Source organism: Rhodopseudomonas pentothenatexigens (assembly GCF_900218015.1).
GTDB lineage: Bacteria > Pseudomonadota > Alphaproteobacteria > Rhizobiales > Xanthobacteraceae > Rhodopseudomonas > Rhodopseudomonas pentothenatexigens.
Genome location: NZ_UFQQ01000008.1, coordinates 179,026 through 192,464 on the forward strand (window position 1 = coordinate 179,026; position 13,439 = coordinate 192,464).

Consider the following 13,439-nt stretch of genomic DNA (forward strand, 5'->3'; position numbering starts at 1 on the left):
GAACCGATGACGGATCGCCGCCGCAGCGGATTTGCACTACATTATCGCGTCATGGGCGCGCTGTGACGGCTTTTGTTGCTTACCGAATTACCCCTCCGCGATGTGATGGTGCATGGTCTCGCTATCTGATCCCGCTCTGCCGACTCGGCCGGTGCCACTGTTTCGGGGCCGCAGGCTGTCCAAGCGATTCGGCGGCTTCACTGCCAACGAGGAGATCGATCTCGATGTTGCCGGCGGCGAGATTCACGCGCTGCTCGGCGAGAACGGCGCCGGCAAATCGACCCTGGTGAAGCTGATCACCGGCCTCTTGCAGCCGGACGAAGGTGAGATGACCTGGCGCGGCGCCCGCCTCATTTTTTCAGGTCCGGCGGAGGCGCGGGCGCGCGGCATTGCGGCGGTGTCGCAGCATTTCGCGCTGTTCGACAATCTCACGGTCGCCGAGAACGTCGCGCTCGGGCTCGATCGCCGGGTCTCGGTCGGCAAGCTGGCGGCGGAGCTGGGTCAGATCGCGCAGCGCTACGGCCTGCCGCTCGATCCCAAGCGCGAGGTATGGCGGCTGTCGGTCGGCGAGCGGCAGCGGATCGAGATCGTCCGCGCGCTGCTGCAAGACCCGCAGCTTCTGATCCTCGACGAGCCGACCGCCGTGCTGACGCCGGCCGAAGCCGACCGGCTGTTCGACGTGTTGGAACGCCTGAAGGCCGACGGCCGGGCGCTGCTGTACATCTCGCACAAGCTCGACGAGGTGAAGCGGCTCGCCGGCACGGCCACCATCCTGCGCGGCGGCCGCGTCGTCGGCCGCTGCGATCCGCGCCAAGAAAGCGCCGCCTCGATGGCGCGGATGATGGTCGGCAGCGACGTGGCGACACCAAAGCAGGCCCGTCATCCGATCGGCGACCCATCGCTGAGAGTCAGCGATCTGACGCTGCGGCCCGACGATCCGCACGGCGTGGCGCTGCGCGATCTTTGCTTCGATGTCCGTAGCGGCGAGATCGTCGGCATCGCAGGAGTTGCCGGCAACGGTCAGGACGAACTGTTCTCGGCGCTGTCCGGCGAGACGCCGATCGAACGGGCGGACGCCATCACGATGGTCGGCGAAGTCGCCGGCGGACTGTCGATCAACCAGCGGCGGCGGCTCGGCGTCGCGTTCGTGCCGGAACAGCGGCTCGGCCATGCCACGGTGCCGACGATGCCGCTCTCCGCCAACGCGCTGCTGACCGGCCATGCGACCGGCGGCCTGGTGCGGTTCGGGCTGATCGATCGCCGGGCCACGCAGGCACTGGTCGACCGCGTCAGCGAAGCCTTCGACGTGCGCAAACCCGGCCGCGATCCGGAGGCGGCGCGGCTGTCCGGCGGCAATCTGCAGAAGTTCATCCTGGGCCGCGAGATCCTGCGGCAGCCGAAGCTGCTGATCGTCGATCAGCCGAGCTGGGGACTGGACGCTGGCGCGGCCAGCGCGATCCGCCAGGCACTACTCGATCTCGCAGCGCGCGGCGCCGCGGTGCTGGTGATCAGCCAAGATCTCGACGAGTTGATCGAGATCGCCGATCGCATCGGGGTGATGTTTCACGGCCGGCTATCGCCGCCGCGCGCCATCAGCGAGATCGGCCGCGATCAGCTCGGGCTGTTGATGGGTGGCTCCGGCTGGCCGCGGACGGAGGCACGCGATGCCGCTGGTGCTTGAGAGGCGCAGCGAGCGATCGGTGGCGATCGCGCTGCTGTCGCCGCTTCTGGCGATCGCGTTGACGCTGCTGACGCTGACGATCATCTTCTCCGCGCTCGGCAAGAACCCGGCCGCGGCGCTGACAGTGTATTTCATCACGCCGCTGACCGACGGCTATTCGCTTCAGGAGATCGCGGTCAAGGCTTCGCCGCTGGTGATGATCGCGGTCGGGCTGGCGCTGTGCTACCGCGCCAATGCCTGGAACATCGGTGCCGAAGGCCAATTGCTGGTCGGCGCGATCGCCGGCAGCGCACTGGCGGTGATGACGCACGGGACTGATCCCGGACCCTGGCTGCTGCCGGCGATGCTGCTGACGGGAGCGCTCGCCGGTGCCGGCTACGCCCTGATCCCGGCGCTGTGCAAGGTGAGGTTTGGCGCGTCGGAGATCCTGATCAGCCTGATGCTGGTCTATGTCGCCGGCCTGCTGCTCGATTATCTGGTGCGTGGGCCGTGGCGCGACCCCGCCGGCTTCAACTTTCCAACCACCGCCGAGTTCGATCCCGCCGCGACGCTGCCGCTGCTGATCGGCGGCAGCCGCGTCCACGCCGGCCTGATCCTGACGCTGGTCGCGGTCGCGGCGGCAGCCGTGCTGCTCGGCCGCACCCTGAAAGGCTTCGAAATTCGCGTGGTCGGCACTGCCCCACGCGCGGCGCGGTTCGCCGGCTTCAATGCCGACCGCCTGGTGCTGACGACGTTTGCGATCTCCGGCGCCCTGGCCGGCCTCGCCGGTATCCTCGAGGTCGCCGGCCCGATCGGCCATCTGCAGCCGGACATCTCGCCGGGCTACGGCTTCACCGCGATCATCGTGGCGTTTCTCGGCCGCCTCAATCCGCTGGGCATTCTCGCCAGCGGCCTGTTCCTCGCCTTGACCTTCATCGGCGGCGAGCAGGCGCAGATTGCGCTCAAACTGCCGCAGGACATGACCGGCGTGATCCAGGGCATCCTGCTGTTCTACGTGCTCGCCTGCGACTCGCTGATTCTGTACCGGATCCGTTGGCGCACGCCGCAACGAAAGGCGCCCCATGGGCCTCGTTGAAGCGATTCTGCTGTCGATCGTCACCGCGTCGACGCCGCTGTTGCTCGCCGCGAGCGGCGAGCTCGTTGCCGAGCGCGCCGGGGTGCTCAATCTCGGCGTCGAAGGCATGATGCTGATCGGCGCGGTGTGCGGCTTCGCCGGTGCCTGGGCGACCGGCTCGACTGCGATCGGCGCGGTGTGCGGGATCACAGCCGGCGTAGCGCTCGCGGCGCTGTTCGCGATGGGGACGATCGGGCTGGCAATCAATCAGGTCGCCGCCGGCCTGGCGCTGACGATCCTCGGCACCGGCCTCGCGGGACTGATCGGCGCGCCATTCGTCGGAGAGCGCATCGCGGCTGCGCCGCATCTATGGCTGCCGTGGCTCACGGACCTGCCGCTGATCGGCAAGCTGCTGTTCGGCCAGGACGCCCTGGTCTATCTGGCGGTCGGGCTGATCACTACAATCGCCTTTTTGCTCGCCCGCAGCAGGACCGGGCTGATCCTGCGCGCGGTCGGCGATGATCCGGCTTCGGCGCATGCGCTCGGCTACAACGTCGCCGCGATCCGGACACTCGCGGTGCTGTTCGGCGGCGGCTGTGCCGGGCTCGCCGGCGCGTATCTGACGCTGGCCTATACGCCGTTCTACGCGCCCGGCATGACAGCGGGCCGCGGCTGGATCGCGCTGGCGCTGGTGGTGTTCGCCTCGTGGCGGCCGGGCCGGCTGGTGGCCGGCGCAGCGCTGTTCGGTGCGGTCTCGATCCTGCAACTTCACGTCCAGGCGTTCGGGCTCGGGTTGCCGTCGCAATTGATGTCTGCGCTGCCCTATCTTGCCACGGTGCTGGTGTTGGTGCTGATCTCGCGGGTCCGCCGCGGCGGCTCGGTGGCGCCGGCGGCGCTCGGAACAACGTTCGTGCCGGAGCGATAGACGCTATCCACGAGAGTCGCGCGGCCGGGGCGCGGGGCTCGGAAACACGACGGTCCCCGACGGTGAAGCGGAGAATCGGGATGAACAAGGCGATCATGACGGCGGCGCTGGTGCTGACGGCGAGCTGCGCCGGTCTGTCGCAGGCGGCCGCCCAGGACAAGCCGGACACCAAGCCGGGCAAGCTGAAGATCGGCTTCGTCTATGTCGGGCTGGTCGGCGATTTCGGCTGGTCCTATCAGCACGACCAGGCGCGGCAGGCGATCGTCAAGGAGTTCGGCGATCGGGTCGAGACCACGTTCCTCGAAAAGGTCGGCGAAGGCCCGGACGCCGAGCGCTCGATCGAACAGCTCGCCCGCGCCGGCAACAAGCTGATTTTCGCCACCTCGTTCGGCTACATGGATTCGGTGATCAAGGTCGCCAAGAAGTATCCCGACGTGAAGTTCGAGCACGCCACCGGCTACAAGCGCGAGGCCAACGTCGCGACCTATTCCGGTCGGTTCTACGAAGGCCGCTATGTGCAGGGTACGATCGCGGCGAAAATGTCCAAGAAGGGCGTGCTCGGCTATATCGGCTCGTTCCCGGTGCCGGAAGTGATCTCAGGCATCAACGCCACGATGCTGGCGGCGCAGAAGATCAACCCGGACATCAAGGTCAAGATCGTCTGGGTCAACTCCTGGTTCAATCCCGGCAAGGAAGCCGACGCCGCCAAGGCGCTGATCGACCAGGGCGTCGACGTCATCATGCAGAACACCGACAGCGCCGCGGCGATGCAGATCGCCAACGAGCGCGGCATCCGCGCCTTCGGGCAGGATTCCGACATGATCAAATTCGGTCCCAAGGCGCAGCTTACCGCGATCGTCAACAACTGGACACCGTACTACGTCTCACGCGTCAAGGCGGTGATCGACGGCAGCTGGGCGTCCCAGGATGTCTGGGAGGGCCTCAAGGACAAGATGATCCAGATGGCGCCCTACACCAATATGCCAGGCGACGTGAAGCAGCTCGCCGCCGACACCGAGGCTGGCATCATCGCCGGCACCATCAAGCCGTTCGCCTGCCCGATCCTCGATCAGGACGGCAAGGAGGTCGAGTGCAAGGGCGGTGACCAGCTCGACGACGGCCAGATCCGCGGCATGAACTTCTACGTCAAGGGTATCGACGACAAGATTCCGGGGAAGTAACGGCGCGAGGCGCGGGTGCGCAGAGCACAAGCGTTGCCCGAGATGAACGTCATACGAGGGCTTGATCCGCGTATCCATCGCGCGCGAAGCGGGCTTGCTACGACTTTGCGAAGACGATGGATTGCCGGATCAAGTCCGGCAATGACGTTGATGGAGACTGATGACACGCCTGTCCATCTGACACGCCTGCCCAACGTGCAGGCCTGCTCGCTCAATGCAGCCGCGGTGCCTTGAGAAACTTGGCGCGGTCGGAGGAATGCAGCACGACGTCGAAAGTCGCGCCGCCGCTGAACAGCGTCAGCGGCACCTCGACGCCGGCGGAGCCGAGCGACCAGACCTTGCGATAGAACTCGGCCTCGCATTTCACCTTGTCGCCAGCGACCGCAAGGATGACGTCGCCGGTCTTCAGCTCCGCCCGTGCCGCCGGTCCCTTCGGGGCGATACCGACGACCACGACCTTGTCCTCGATCTCGGTGGAATACAGCCCGAGCCACGGCCGCACTGGCTTGTTGGGACGACCGAACTTGCGCATGTCGTCGAGAACCGGCGGCAGCAGGTCGATCGGCACGCTCATATTGTAATGATCATTCGAGCCGCTGCGCTCGATTTGCAGTGAGCCAACGCCGATCAGTTCACCGGTCGCGGACAGCAGCGCGGTGCCACCCCAATTCGGATGCGACGGCTCGGTGAAAATCGCGTCGTCGAGCAGGTATTCCCAATAGCCGGCGAATTCCTGACGCGCGGCGATGCGGCCGGCGACCGAGCGGGTGCGGCCGCCGACGCCGCCGATGATGACGCGATCCCCGGCTCTGGCGAGAGCGGAACGACCGAGCGGCAGCGGCGGCAGGTCGATCGGGCCAAGCGCCTGCACCAGGCCGAAGCCGCTCTCCGGATCGAAGCCGAGAGCGTGGCCCTCGACGACACGGCCGTCCCCGAGATGCAGCCACACGGTTTCGGCTTCGGTGATCAGATAGCCGATCGTCAGCACCAGGCCATCGTCGATCAGCACGCCGTTGCCGGCGCGCTCGGTGCCGAGCGTGCCGGCCGTATAGGCGTCGGCTGGAATGATCGCGTGCAACCCGACCACCGCCGACAGCGCGCGATCGAGATCGAAGCCGAAATCGGCCGAGCGTGGCCGGATCGCGGCCGGGACGTTCCATTCGGGGAGCGAAGGCATCCGGCGTCTCCTATTGCGCAACACCGCGTGCGACCGGAAATATCGGGGCCGGCCCTGCGATTTGCAAGCCGGCGCCCGTGCGCCGCAGGGACAGCGCAACACCGGACGTTGGAACCGTCGCCGTTTCGTCACCGCCGAAGTCCGATCCTGCTCCGTGCCGAACTGTCAGACAATCGCGCGTCGCGTGTCGCCGATCGGCAGCGCCCCAGCGATAAGTCGTCGTTAATTCCGCGGCTTCATAGTCGGCCCAGGCGCGGACCGCGCCCGCCGGGTGTTGGGCCAGAAGCGGCGGACCGCTGCCAGCGGCAAAGGTTAACGGGACCTTTCCAGACCGGACGACGCAAGGTTGAACCGATGACCGACTTTGCCTTCGCGCCGTCCGCCGGCATCCAATCGAGCCATGCCCCCCGCCTCAAGGCGCTGCAGCTCGGCCTGCTGTGGCTGGTCGGGGCCAGCGGCGCGATCGTGTTCATCGAGCCAAGCCCCTATGAGATCGTCATCGTGCTGGCGCTGGCGGTGTTCGCCGTCACCGGCGGCCTGCTCATGGCTCCGGCACTGATCGTGCCGATCGGCCTGCTTCTGGGAATCGAGCTGGGCTACAGCATCGGTGCGGTCGAATTGATGAACGACCCCGTCATCCTGAATTGGATCCTGACATCCTGGTATATGGCGGTGACCGCCGTGTTCTTCGCTATGGTGTGCCTCCAGGACACTCAGCAGCGCGCCGAAGCGATCGCCAACGGCTACCTGATTGGCGGCATCATCGCATCCTTGGCCGGCATCGCCGGCTACTTCAACCTGCTGCCGGGCGGCCAGGACCTGCTCACCTACGCCGGCCGCGCCCGTGGCACTTTCAAGGATCCGAACGTGCTCGGCGCGTTCCTGATCTTTCCGGCGATCTACAGCCTGCAGCGGGCGATCGAAGGCTCGTTCTGGCGCATGATGCGCAACGGCGCCGCGTTCGGCATCATCTCGCTGGCGATCTTCCTGGCGTTCTCGCGCGCCGCCTGGGGCATGCTGGCCGGCGCCTCGCTGCTGACCGTGGCGCTGATGTTCATCACCGCACCGACGCAGCAGCGGCGGCTGCGGATCGTCGTTCTCGCTGCGCTCGCGCTCGGCGTGCTCGGCGCGACGATCGCGGTACTGCTGTCGTTCGACCAGATCGACGCGCTGTTCAAGGAACGCGCCAGCCTGGCGCAGCCCTACGACAGCGGCAGGTTCGGCCGGTTCGGGCGACATCTGCTCGGCGCCGCGATGGCCTTGGACTATCCGACCGGAATCGGTCCGCTGCAATTCCGACGGTTCTTCCCGGAAGACACCCACAATTCGTTTCTCAACGCCTTCATGTCCGGCGGCTGGATCAGCGGCACATTGTATCCCGCTCTGGTGTTCGTGACCGCGGCCTATGGTCTACGACACGTCTTCGTGCGCACGCCGTGGCAGCGGATCACCATCGTGGTGGTGACCGCGATGGTGGTGACGCTGCTGGAGAGCTTCATCATCGACACCGACCACTGGCGGCATTATTTCATGCTACTGGGCTTGACCTGGAGCCTGGCGATCGCCAGCACACGGCTGCGAATTCGCCAGCCCGACGCGCCCGGCATCGGCTGACCGCCACGCTCGCTCCTCGGAACCGATCGAACGCCGCATGGACAAACGTCACATCCTCGTCACCGGCGGCGCCGGCTACATCGGCAGCCACATGACCCTGGCCCTGCTCGGCGCCGGCGAGCGCCCGCTGGTGATCGACAATCTCTCCACCGGCTCGCGTGCCGTGGTGCCCGCCGAGGTGCCGCTGTTCGAGGGCAATGTCGGCGACGCCGAGTTCGTCGGCCGGATCATGGATGCGCATCCAATCGAGGCGATCATCCACTTCGCCGCCAGCATCGTGGTGCCGGAATCGGTCGCCAAGCCGCTCGCCTACTACGGCAACAACACCGCCAACGCGCGTACGCTGCTCGACTGCGCGATCAAGCGCGGCGTGCCGCACGTGGTGTTCTCGTCGACCGCCGCCGTATACGGCGAACCCGACCGTACGCCGGTCGAGGAGGACGATCCGACCCGGCCGATCAACCCTTACGGCCGCTCCAAGCTGATGGTCGAATGGATGTTAGCAGACGTGGCGCAGGCGTATCCGTTCAGTTACGCGGCGCTGCGCTACTTCAACGTCGCCGGTGCCGACCCGCAGGGCCGCACCGGACAATCGACGCCGAACGCCACTCATCTGATCAAGCTGGCGGTGCAGGCGGCGCTCGGCAAGCGGCCGGGGCTCGACGTCTACGGCACCGACTACCCGACCTCCGACGGCTCGTGTATCCGCGACTACGTGCACGTGTCCGACCTTGCGCAGGCGCATCTCGACGCACTTCACTATCTGCGCGCGGGCAAGCCCAGCCTCACCTGCAACATCGGTTATGCGAGCGGTTACTCCGTGCTCGATGTGATCGAGGTGGTGAAGCGTGTGTCGGGCACCGACTTCGACGTCCGGATCGAGGGGCGCCGCGCCGGCGACCCGGCGGCGCTGGTTGCCGCCAATCGGCGTGCCCGCACCATGCTCGGCTGGACGCCGCGTTACGACGATCTCAAGACCATCGTACGTCACGCGCTCGACTGGGAACGTCGGCTCGGCTGACGGTCACCTTGGCCGGCACTGTCTCAGCTCGGCACGGCGCGCCAAATCGGCACAGCGGCGATCGTTTGCTGGACAGCTACCGCCGCCTTTCCGCGGTCGCGGCGATGGCGCCTTAACCACTTTACCTTGTTGCACGGAGGAAGTTCGCCAAAGGTTGCTTCCATTGCTCAATTGATCGATTGTTCTGCCGCAACGTCGATCGACCGATGGTCGCGAGGAAGTGGAATGTCCAACGCGCAAAATAGCGGCGACACGCCGGCTGCGACGACGGGCGCCGATCGGCGCGAGTCGGATCGCAGGAAGGCTGCGTTTTGGATTCCGTTCGACCGGCATCTGCCGCACGGCGAACGCCGCGTCTCCGGCGACCGCCGTCGCGAGCGGTTCGGACAGTGGCCGCGCGTGCTGCTCGGCGGCCTGCCGATCGTGGTCAGCGATCAGGCCGAGACCGCACGGGTGATGGTCGACGAGGCACTGCGGCGCCGCGGGTTGTGGCGCTACCCCGCCTACATGACCTCGGCAAATGGGGAAGTGACCTACCGTTGCGCGGTCGACGAGACCGAACGCGAACTGGTGATGGAAGCCGACGCGATTCACGCCGATGGGATGCCGCTGGTGTTCGTCTCGCGCTTCCGCTGCGGCCAGTCGCTGCCCGAGCGCGTCGCCACCACCGATCTGTTCCACGAAGTCGCGCGCCAGGCATGCAGACGCGGCGCGACGATGTACATGCTCGGCGCCAACGAGGCGTCCAACCGGCTTGCTGTCGAGCGCGTGCAGCGTCGTTATCCGGGATTGCGTCTGGTCGGGCATCGCCACGGTTACTTCGCCGACGAGGCCGAGGAGGTCGCGGTGTGCCGCGAGATCGGCGCGCTGGCGCCGGACATCCTGTGGGTGTCGATGGGCGTTCCGCGCGAGCAGGCTTTCGTCGTCCGCAACCGTCATCGCCTGACCACGATCGGCGTGATCAAGACCTCGGGCGGTTTGTTCGACTTCCTGTCGGGTTCGAAGCCGCGCGCGCCGCAATGGATGCAGCGGGTCGGATTGGAATGGCTGTGGCGCATGGCGCTGGAGCCGCGCCGCCTCGGCGTGCGCTATCTGAAGACCAACCCGTACGCGATGTATCTGCTGCTGACGCGGTCGCGCTGACGTCGCCTTGCCCGTTCAACGCGGGTGCATCAACGCGTCGATCACATCGGCATCCAACCTGCCGGTGCGCGGATCGGTCAGACCGAACCCCTGATCCAGCTCCCAATAAGTCCAGCCCCAGCAATTGGCTTCGGCCGAATCCACCACCGACTCCAGCCAGCGCAGTCGGCTGTCGCGTGGCGCCGCCTGTTTGAATACGCCGAACTCGTTGATGATCAGCGGCCGCGCGTAGCGTTCCTGCCAGGCGACGGCCGGGACCAGTTGGCGCGCCACGTAGCTCGCCGAACCGGACTGTGCGATCGCCTTGTCGAACGCCTGCAGCGCCTGGGTGTCGCCACGCGCGATCAGCTCGCTACGCAACCGCACCACCGCCGGATCGTCCGCAACCAGCGGGAACGGCAGGTCGTGAATCCGGCTGAGCGGATTGGCCGGATCCCAATGGCCCTGATGGGTGAACACCATCGGATCGTAGAAGTGCAGCGCATAGACGACGTTGCGATCGGCGAGTGGCCTGAACTGCGGCAGCGAGTCGGCGCGCTGCCAATAGGTGGGCCCGACGATCAGCGTGGTCTGTGGCAACTGCCCCCGCACAAAGGCAGCGAGTTGTTCGACTTCGCTCTGCCAGCGGTCCGGCGCGACATCCGGCTCGTTCAACAGCTCGGCGAACACCCGCTCGACCGGATGCTTGCGGATCACCCTTGCGAGACCACTCCAAGCGTCGATCATTGCGGCCATCGAGGATTTCGGGTCGTCGCGGTGCAGCCGGCCGAAACCCTCGCCAGGGTGGAGATCGACAGAGACGTGGAAGCCGAGGCCGATCAGTTCGGTCAGCGCCGCATCGACGCCGGCAAGCTGTCGCTCGACTGTCACCTGCGGACTGAACGCATGCATCACCAGGTCACCGGCGACGGGAAGTCGGATGTGGGTGAAGCCCGCGCTCCGCACTATGCGCAGCAGTTCCGGACGCGGTCCCTGCAGGCGTGCATTCTCGGTCCAGTTCGAAACGTTGATGCCGCGTGCCAGCGCAGCGATTGTCTGCTCAGGAACGCCGGAGGTCGGCCCGCTGCAACGGCTCTGCGCACCGGCTTGTGCCGCCCAGACGAGCGTCATCATGAAGATGATGGCACGAGCGACCGCGCCGGCGGCGGCCACGCGGCGGACGCCGATCAACTCGCCAGCCGTGCGGCACTCGTCGCCGCAGGAGGCCGGTGGGGGTTCGCCCTGTTGACGATGACGCCGACCGGTGCCCGGCCGCGGCGCGACAACAGCGCCTGCGCCTCCAGCGCGGCCCCGGGCTCGGTGACGGTGCGATCGACCACCAGCAGGCTGAGATCGGTGTGCGCGGTGATGGCCGCGACCTCCGGCTGTTCGGCCAGCGCGGGGGCGTCGATCAGGATCAGATCGAACTCGCTGCGGACGTCGCTCTGCGCCGATGCATCCGGCGCGGGTCCAATCAGTCGGACCACCGACGGAATCGTCGTCTTCAGCACCCGGACCTGCGCTCCGGCATTGGGCTCGGCGCGGCCCGCCGGTGATGTCCGCGACTGCCCGGCGACCTCGATCACCACGCTGAGCAGACCTCGATCGACCGCGATCGCGTTCAGCGCGCGGGCAACCGAGCTTTTGCCCGCACCGGGATCGACCGACGTCACCAGAACGACCTTGCCGCGCTGCGACGGCTTGACGCCGATCGCATCGAGCACCCCGACCACGTAGTGATCGAGCCGCCGTTCGCCGCCCAGCATCGCCAGCTTGCCGCCGAGCGTGCGAACTCCGCCGAGGTCGGGAATCCGCGCCACGATCGGAAGATCGGCGTCGTCCGCGCCACGCTTTGTATCGCCTGCCGGCGAAGGCGCGACTGCGGGTGTCGGTGCGGTTTCAGCCTGCGCCGCTGCGTTCGCATCGTCCGGCGGACTGACATCGTCGGCCGTCGCCGGCTGGGTCGACATCGAGGACAGGATCGCGGTGATGGCGATCGCGCCGAGCACGGAAGCCACCGCGATGGCGGCGATCAGCACCAGCAAAGGCGGCCGGGTCGGCCGGGTCGGTGGTGTCGCGAACGACGCCACCTTGGTCTGACTCGCCTGCAGCAGGCGCTGCTGGTTGGTGGCATTGTAGCGCTCCAGGAACTGCTCGTAGATCACTCGGTTGGCGTTGGCCTCGCGCTGCAGCTCCTTCAGCTTCACGGCCGCCTGATCGTCGCCGAGCATCTCGCTCTCGAGCGATTTCAACTGCTGCTCAAGCGCCTTCTGCTGGTCGAGCATCGCCTGGTAATCCGACTTTGCGCTGGCGATGTTGCGCTTGCGCTCGGTTTCGATCTGGCGGTTGAGCTCGGCAAGCTGATTGTACGCCATCACCAAGTCCGGATGCCGATCGCCGAGCACTGCGCGCTTCTGCGCGATCTGGTCGTTGAGTTGGGTCCGCTGGGTCCGCAGCACGCTGACGAGATCCGACTTCGAGCCGGTCGATCCGTCGACGTCGGACTTCAGATCGCGTTGTGCCTGCTCGTAGCGGTTCTTGGCTTCTTCGGTGCGCAGCCGCGCCGCAGAGACCTGCTGGGTCAATTCGGTGACGCGAAGCTGGCGGGTCGTACTTTCGCGGCCGGCATCCACGATACGATACTGCGTCTTGAACGCCGCCACCGCGTCTTCCGACGCCCGCAGCTTCTCGTTCAGCGTTTTCAGCCGGTTGTTCAGCCAGGCCGCCGCCTCGTCGGCCGCGATGGTGCGACCGCTGGTCTGGTTGGCGACGAACGCCTCCGCCACCGCATTGGCGTAGTACGCCGCGCGCTGCGGGTCCTTGGCGACGAACGTCATCTCGATCACGTAAGTCAGGCCGCGCCGCGAAATCTCGAGATGTTTGCGAAACCGGTCCAGCACGCGTGCGGGATCGGTCTCGTTGCCGGCGATCTCGCGATCCTCGGCGACTTTCAGCTTCTCGACCAGCGGCCGAAGGAAACCGTCCGACTTGGCGATCTCGATCAGACTCTGCAGCGCGGCGGCGTCCTGGCCGATGCCCGGCAAAACCTCCTGATCGGTGGTGACACGCTGCTCGCGCGGATCGACGATCACCAGGGCGGTCGCCGCATAGCGCACCGGCAGCAGCCACAGGACGACCATGCCGAGCACGAACAACGCGCCGGCCAGAATGGCAATCCGCTTGAGATTGCCGCGGAGAAATTTGGACACGACAGCGGGCGACAGCCTGGCCTTGATCAGACCGCTGCGGCCGGTCGGAAGCTGGTCCGGGTTCTCCCAGATGTCCGCCGTCGGACGCGTGGCAGGGACCGCCTTGTCTCCGCCTGGTTGGCTACCCGACATACGCACACTCCACACGAACCGCCCGTCTTTCCACTCCAGCAAAGTAAATATCTACGGTTAATCCGTGGTTACTTGGGAGCGGCCACATCGTTGATGACCAGATGGTTAAGGAACCCGGCCGCCAATTCGGTCCGATCGACTTGCTCCGTGCGTTCTGCACCAATTAACCGCACCACAACGAAATTGTCCAAGCGCAGCCGCGGGCGTGTACAACTACACAGCCGGAACGTGCACCTTTCGTTAACCACCGGACCTGCCACGGCTGAGGCGGGAGGCACGCGCACGAGGCGAGGAGACGAGGCACGTGAACGATCAAATCACCC

Annotated in this window: 10 protein-coding genes; 7 read left to right on the forward strand and 3 right to left on the reverse strand. The window is 66.5% G+C overall.

Annotation, left to right across the window (positions count from 1 at the left end):
- Nucleotides 1-112: 112 nt before the first annotated feature.
- The 4 genes from DWA33_RS09655 (at nt 113) to DWA33_RS09670 (ending at nt 4,841) form a co-directional block, all read left to right on the forward strand.
- Complete coding sequence (locus DWA33_RS09655; protein WP_114357862.1) at nt 113-1,681, forward strand: ABC transporter ATP-binding protein; 1,569 nt, start codon at nt 113-115, stop codon at nt 1,679-1,681.
- The gene (locus DWA33_RS09660) at nt 1,665-2,756 is read left to right on the forward strand and encodes an ABC transporter permease (protein WP_114357863.1); all 1,092 of its coding nucleotides are present in this window, start codon (nt 1,665-1,667) and stop codon (nt 2,754-2,756) included. Before DWA33_RS09655 ends, DWA33_RS09660 begins: the two co-directional genes overlap by 17 nt.
- Nucleotides 2,743-3,660 (forward strand): ABC transporter permease, encoded by a 918-nt coding sequence (locus tag DWA33_RS09665; protein ID WP_114357864.1) that lies wholly within the window; start codon nt 2,743-2,745, stop codon nt 3,658-3,660. The genes DWA33_RS09660 and DWA33_RS09665 overlap by 14 nt, the downstream gene beginning before the upstream one ends.
- Before the next feature lie 80 nt (nt 3,661-3,740).
- Nucleotides 3,741-4,841, forward strand: a complete 1,101-nt coding sequence (locus DWA33_RS09670) for a BMP family ABC transporter substrate-binding protein (protein WP_114357865.1) — start codon at nt 3,741-3,743, stop codon at nt 4,839-4,841.
- A gap of 211 nt (nt 4,842-5,052) precedes the next feature.
- Here the strand turns inward: DWA33_RS09670 and DWA33_RS09675 are convergent, their stop codons facing one another.
- Nucleotides 5,053-6,018, reverse strand: a complete 966-nt coding sequence (locus DWA33_RS09675) for a S1C family serine protease (RefSeq protein WP_114357866.1) — start codon at nt 6,016-6,018, stop codon at nt 5,053-5,055.
- Nucleotides 6,019-6,372: 354 nt separating this feature from the next.
- Here DWA33_RS09675 and DWA33_RS09680 point away from each other — a divergent pair, with 354 nt between their 5' ends.
- From DWA33_RS09680 to DWA33_RS09690, 3 genes are all read left to right on the forward strand, one after another.
- Complete coding sequence (locus DWA33_RS09680; protein ID WP_114357867.1) at nt 6,373-7,632, forward strand: O-antigen ligase family protein; 1,260 nt, start codon at nt 6,373-6,375, stop codon at nt 7,630-7,632.
- 37 nt (nt 7,633-7,669) lie between these two features.
- Entirely contained in the window at nt 7,670-8,653 is a 984-nt protein-coding gene (gene galE, locus DWA33_RS09685) for a UDP-glucose 4-epimerase GalE (protein WP_114357868.1), read from the forward strand.
- A 225-nt stretch (nt 8,654-8,878) separates the two neighbouring features.
- Nucleotides 8,879-9,796: a WecB/TagA/CpsF family glycosyltransferase gene (locus DWA33_RS09690; RefSeq protein WP_114357869.1), complete on the forward strand. Its 918-nt coding sequence runs from the start codon at nt 8,879-8,881 to the stop codon at nt 9,794-9,796.
- A gap of 15 nt (nt 9,797-9,811) precedes the next feature.
- Here the strand turns inward: DWA33_RS09690 and DWA33_RS09695 are convergent, their stop codons facing one another.
- Together DWA33_RS09695 and DWA33_RS09700 are read right to left on the reverse strand one after the other, a co-directional pair.
- Nucleotides 9,812-10,966: a glycoside hydrolase family 5 protein gene (locus DWA33_RS09695; protein WP_244601238.1), complete on the reverse strand. Its 1,155-nt coding sequence runs from the start codon at nt 10,964-10,966 to the stop codon at nt 9,812-9,814.
- Nucleotides 10,963-13,116 carry a GumC family protein gene (locus DWA33_RS09700; protein ID WP_114357870.1) on the reverse strand — a complete coding sequence of 718 codons (2,154 nt, stop codon included), beginning with the start codon at nt 13,114-13,116 and terminating at the stop codon, nt 10,963-10,965. The genes DWA33_RS09695 and DWA33_RS09700 overlap by 4 nt, the downstream gene beginning before the upstream one ends.
- Between the last annotated feature and the right edge of the window lie 323 nt (nt 13,117-13,439).

What these genes read in the sequence shown, in the direction of transcription:
- DWA33_RS09655 (WP_114357862.1), top strand. Translation starts at nt 113, where the DNA reads ATGGTCTCGCTATCTGATCCCGCTCTGCCGACTCGGCCGGTGCCACTG.
- DWA33_RS09660 (WP_114357863.1), top strand. Translation starts at nt 1,665, where the DNA reads ATGCCGCTGGTGCTTGAGAGGCGCAGCGAGCGATCGGTGGCGATCGCG.
- DWA33_RS09665 (WP_114357864.1), top strand. Translation starts at nt 2,743, where the DNA reads ATGGGCCTCGTTGAAGCGATTCTGCTGTCGATCGTCACCGCGTCGACG.
- DWA33_RS09670 (WP_114357865.1), top strand. Translation starts at nt 3,741, where the DNA reads ATGAACAAGGCGATCATGACGGCGGCGCTGGTGCTGACGGCGAGCTGC.
- DWA33_RS09675 (WP_114357866.1), bottom strand. Translation starts at nt 6,018, where the DNA reads ATGCCTTCGCTCCCCGAATGGAACGTCCCGGCCGCGATCCGGCCACGC.
- DWA33_RS09680 (WP_114357867.1), top strand. Translation starts at nt 6,373, where the DNA reads ATGACCGACTTTGCCTTCGCGCCGTCCGCCGGCATCCAATCGAGCCAT.
- galE (WP_114357868.1), top strand. Translation starts at nt 7,670, where the DNA reads ATGGACAAACGTCACATCCTCGTCACCGGCGGCGCCGGCTACATCGGC.
- DWA33_RS09690 (WP_114357869.1), top strand. Translation starts at nt 8,879, where the DNA reads ATGTCCAACGCGCAAAATAGCGGCGACACGCCGGCTGCGACGACGGGC.
- DWA33_RS09700 (WP_114357870.1), bottom strand. Translation starts at nt 13,116, where the DNA reads ATGTCGGGTAGCCAACCAGGCGGAGACAAGGCGGTCCCTGCCACGCGT.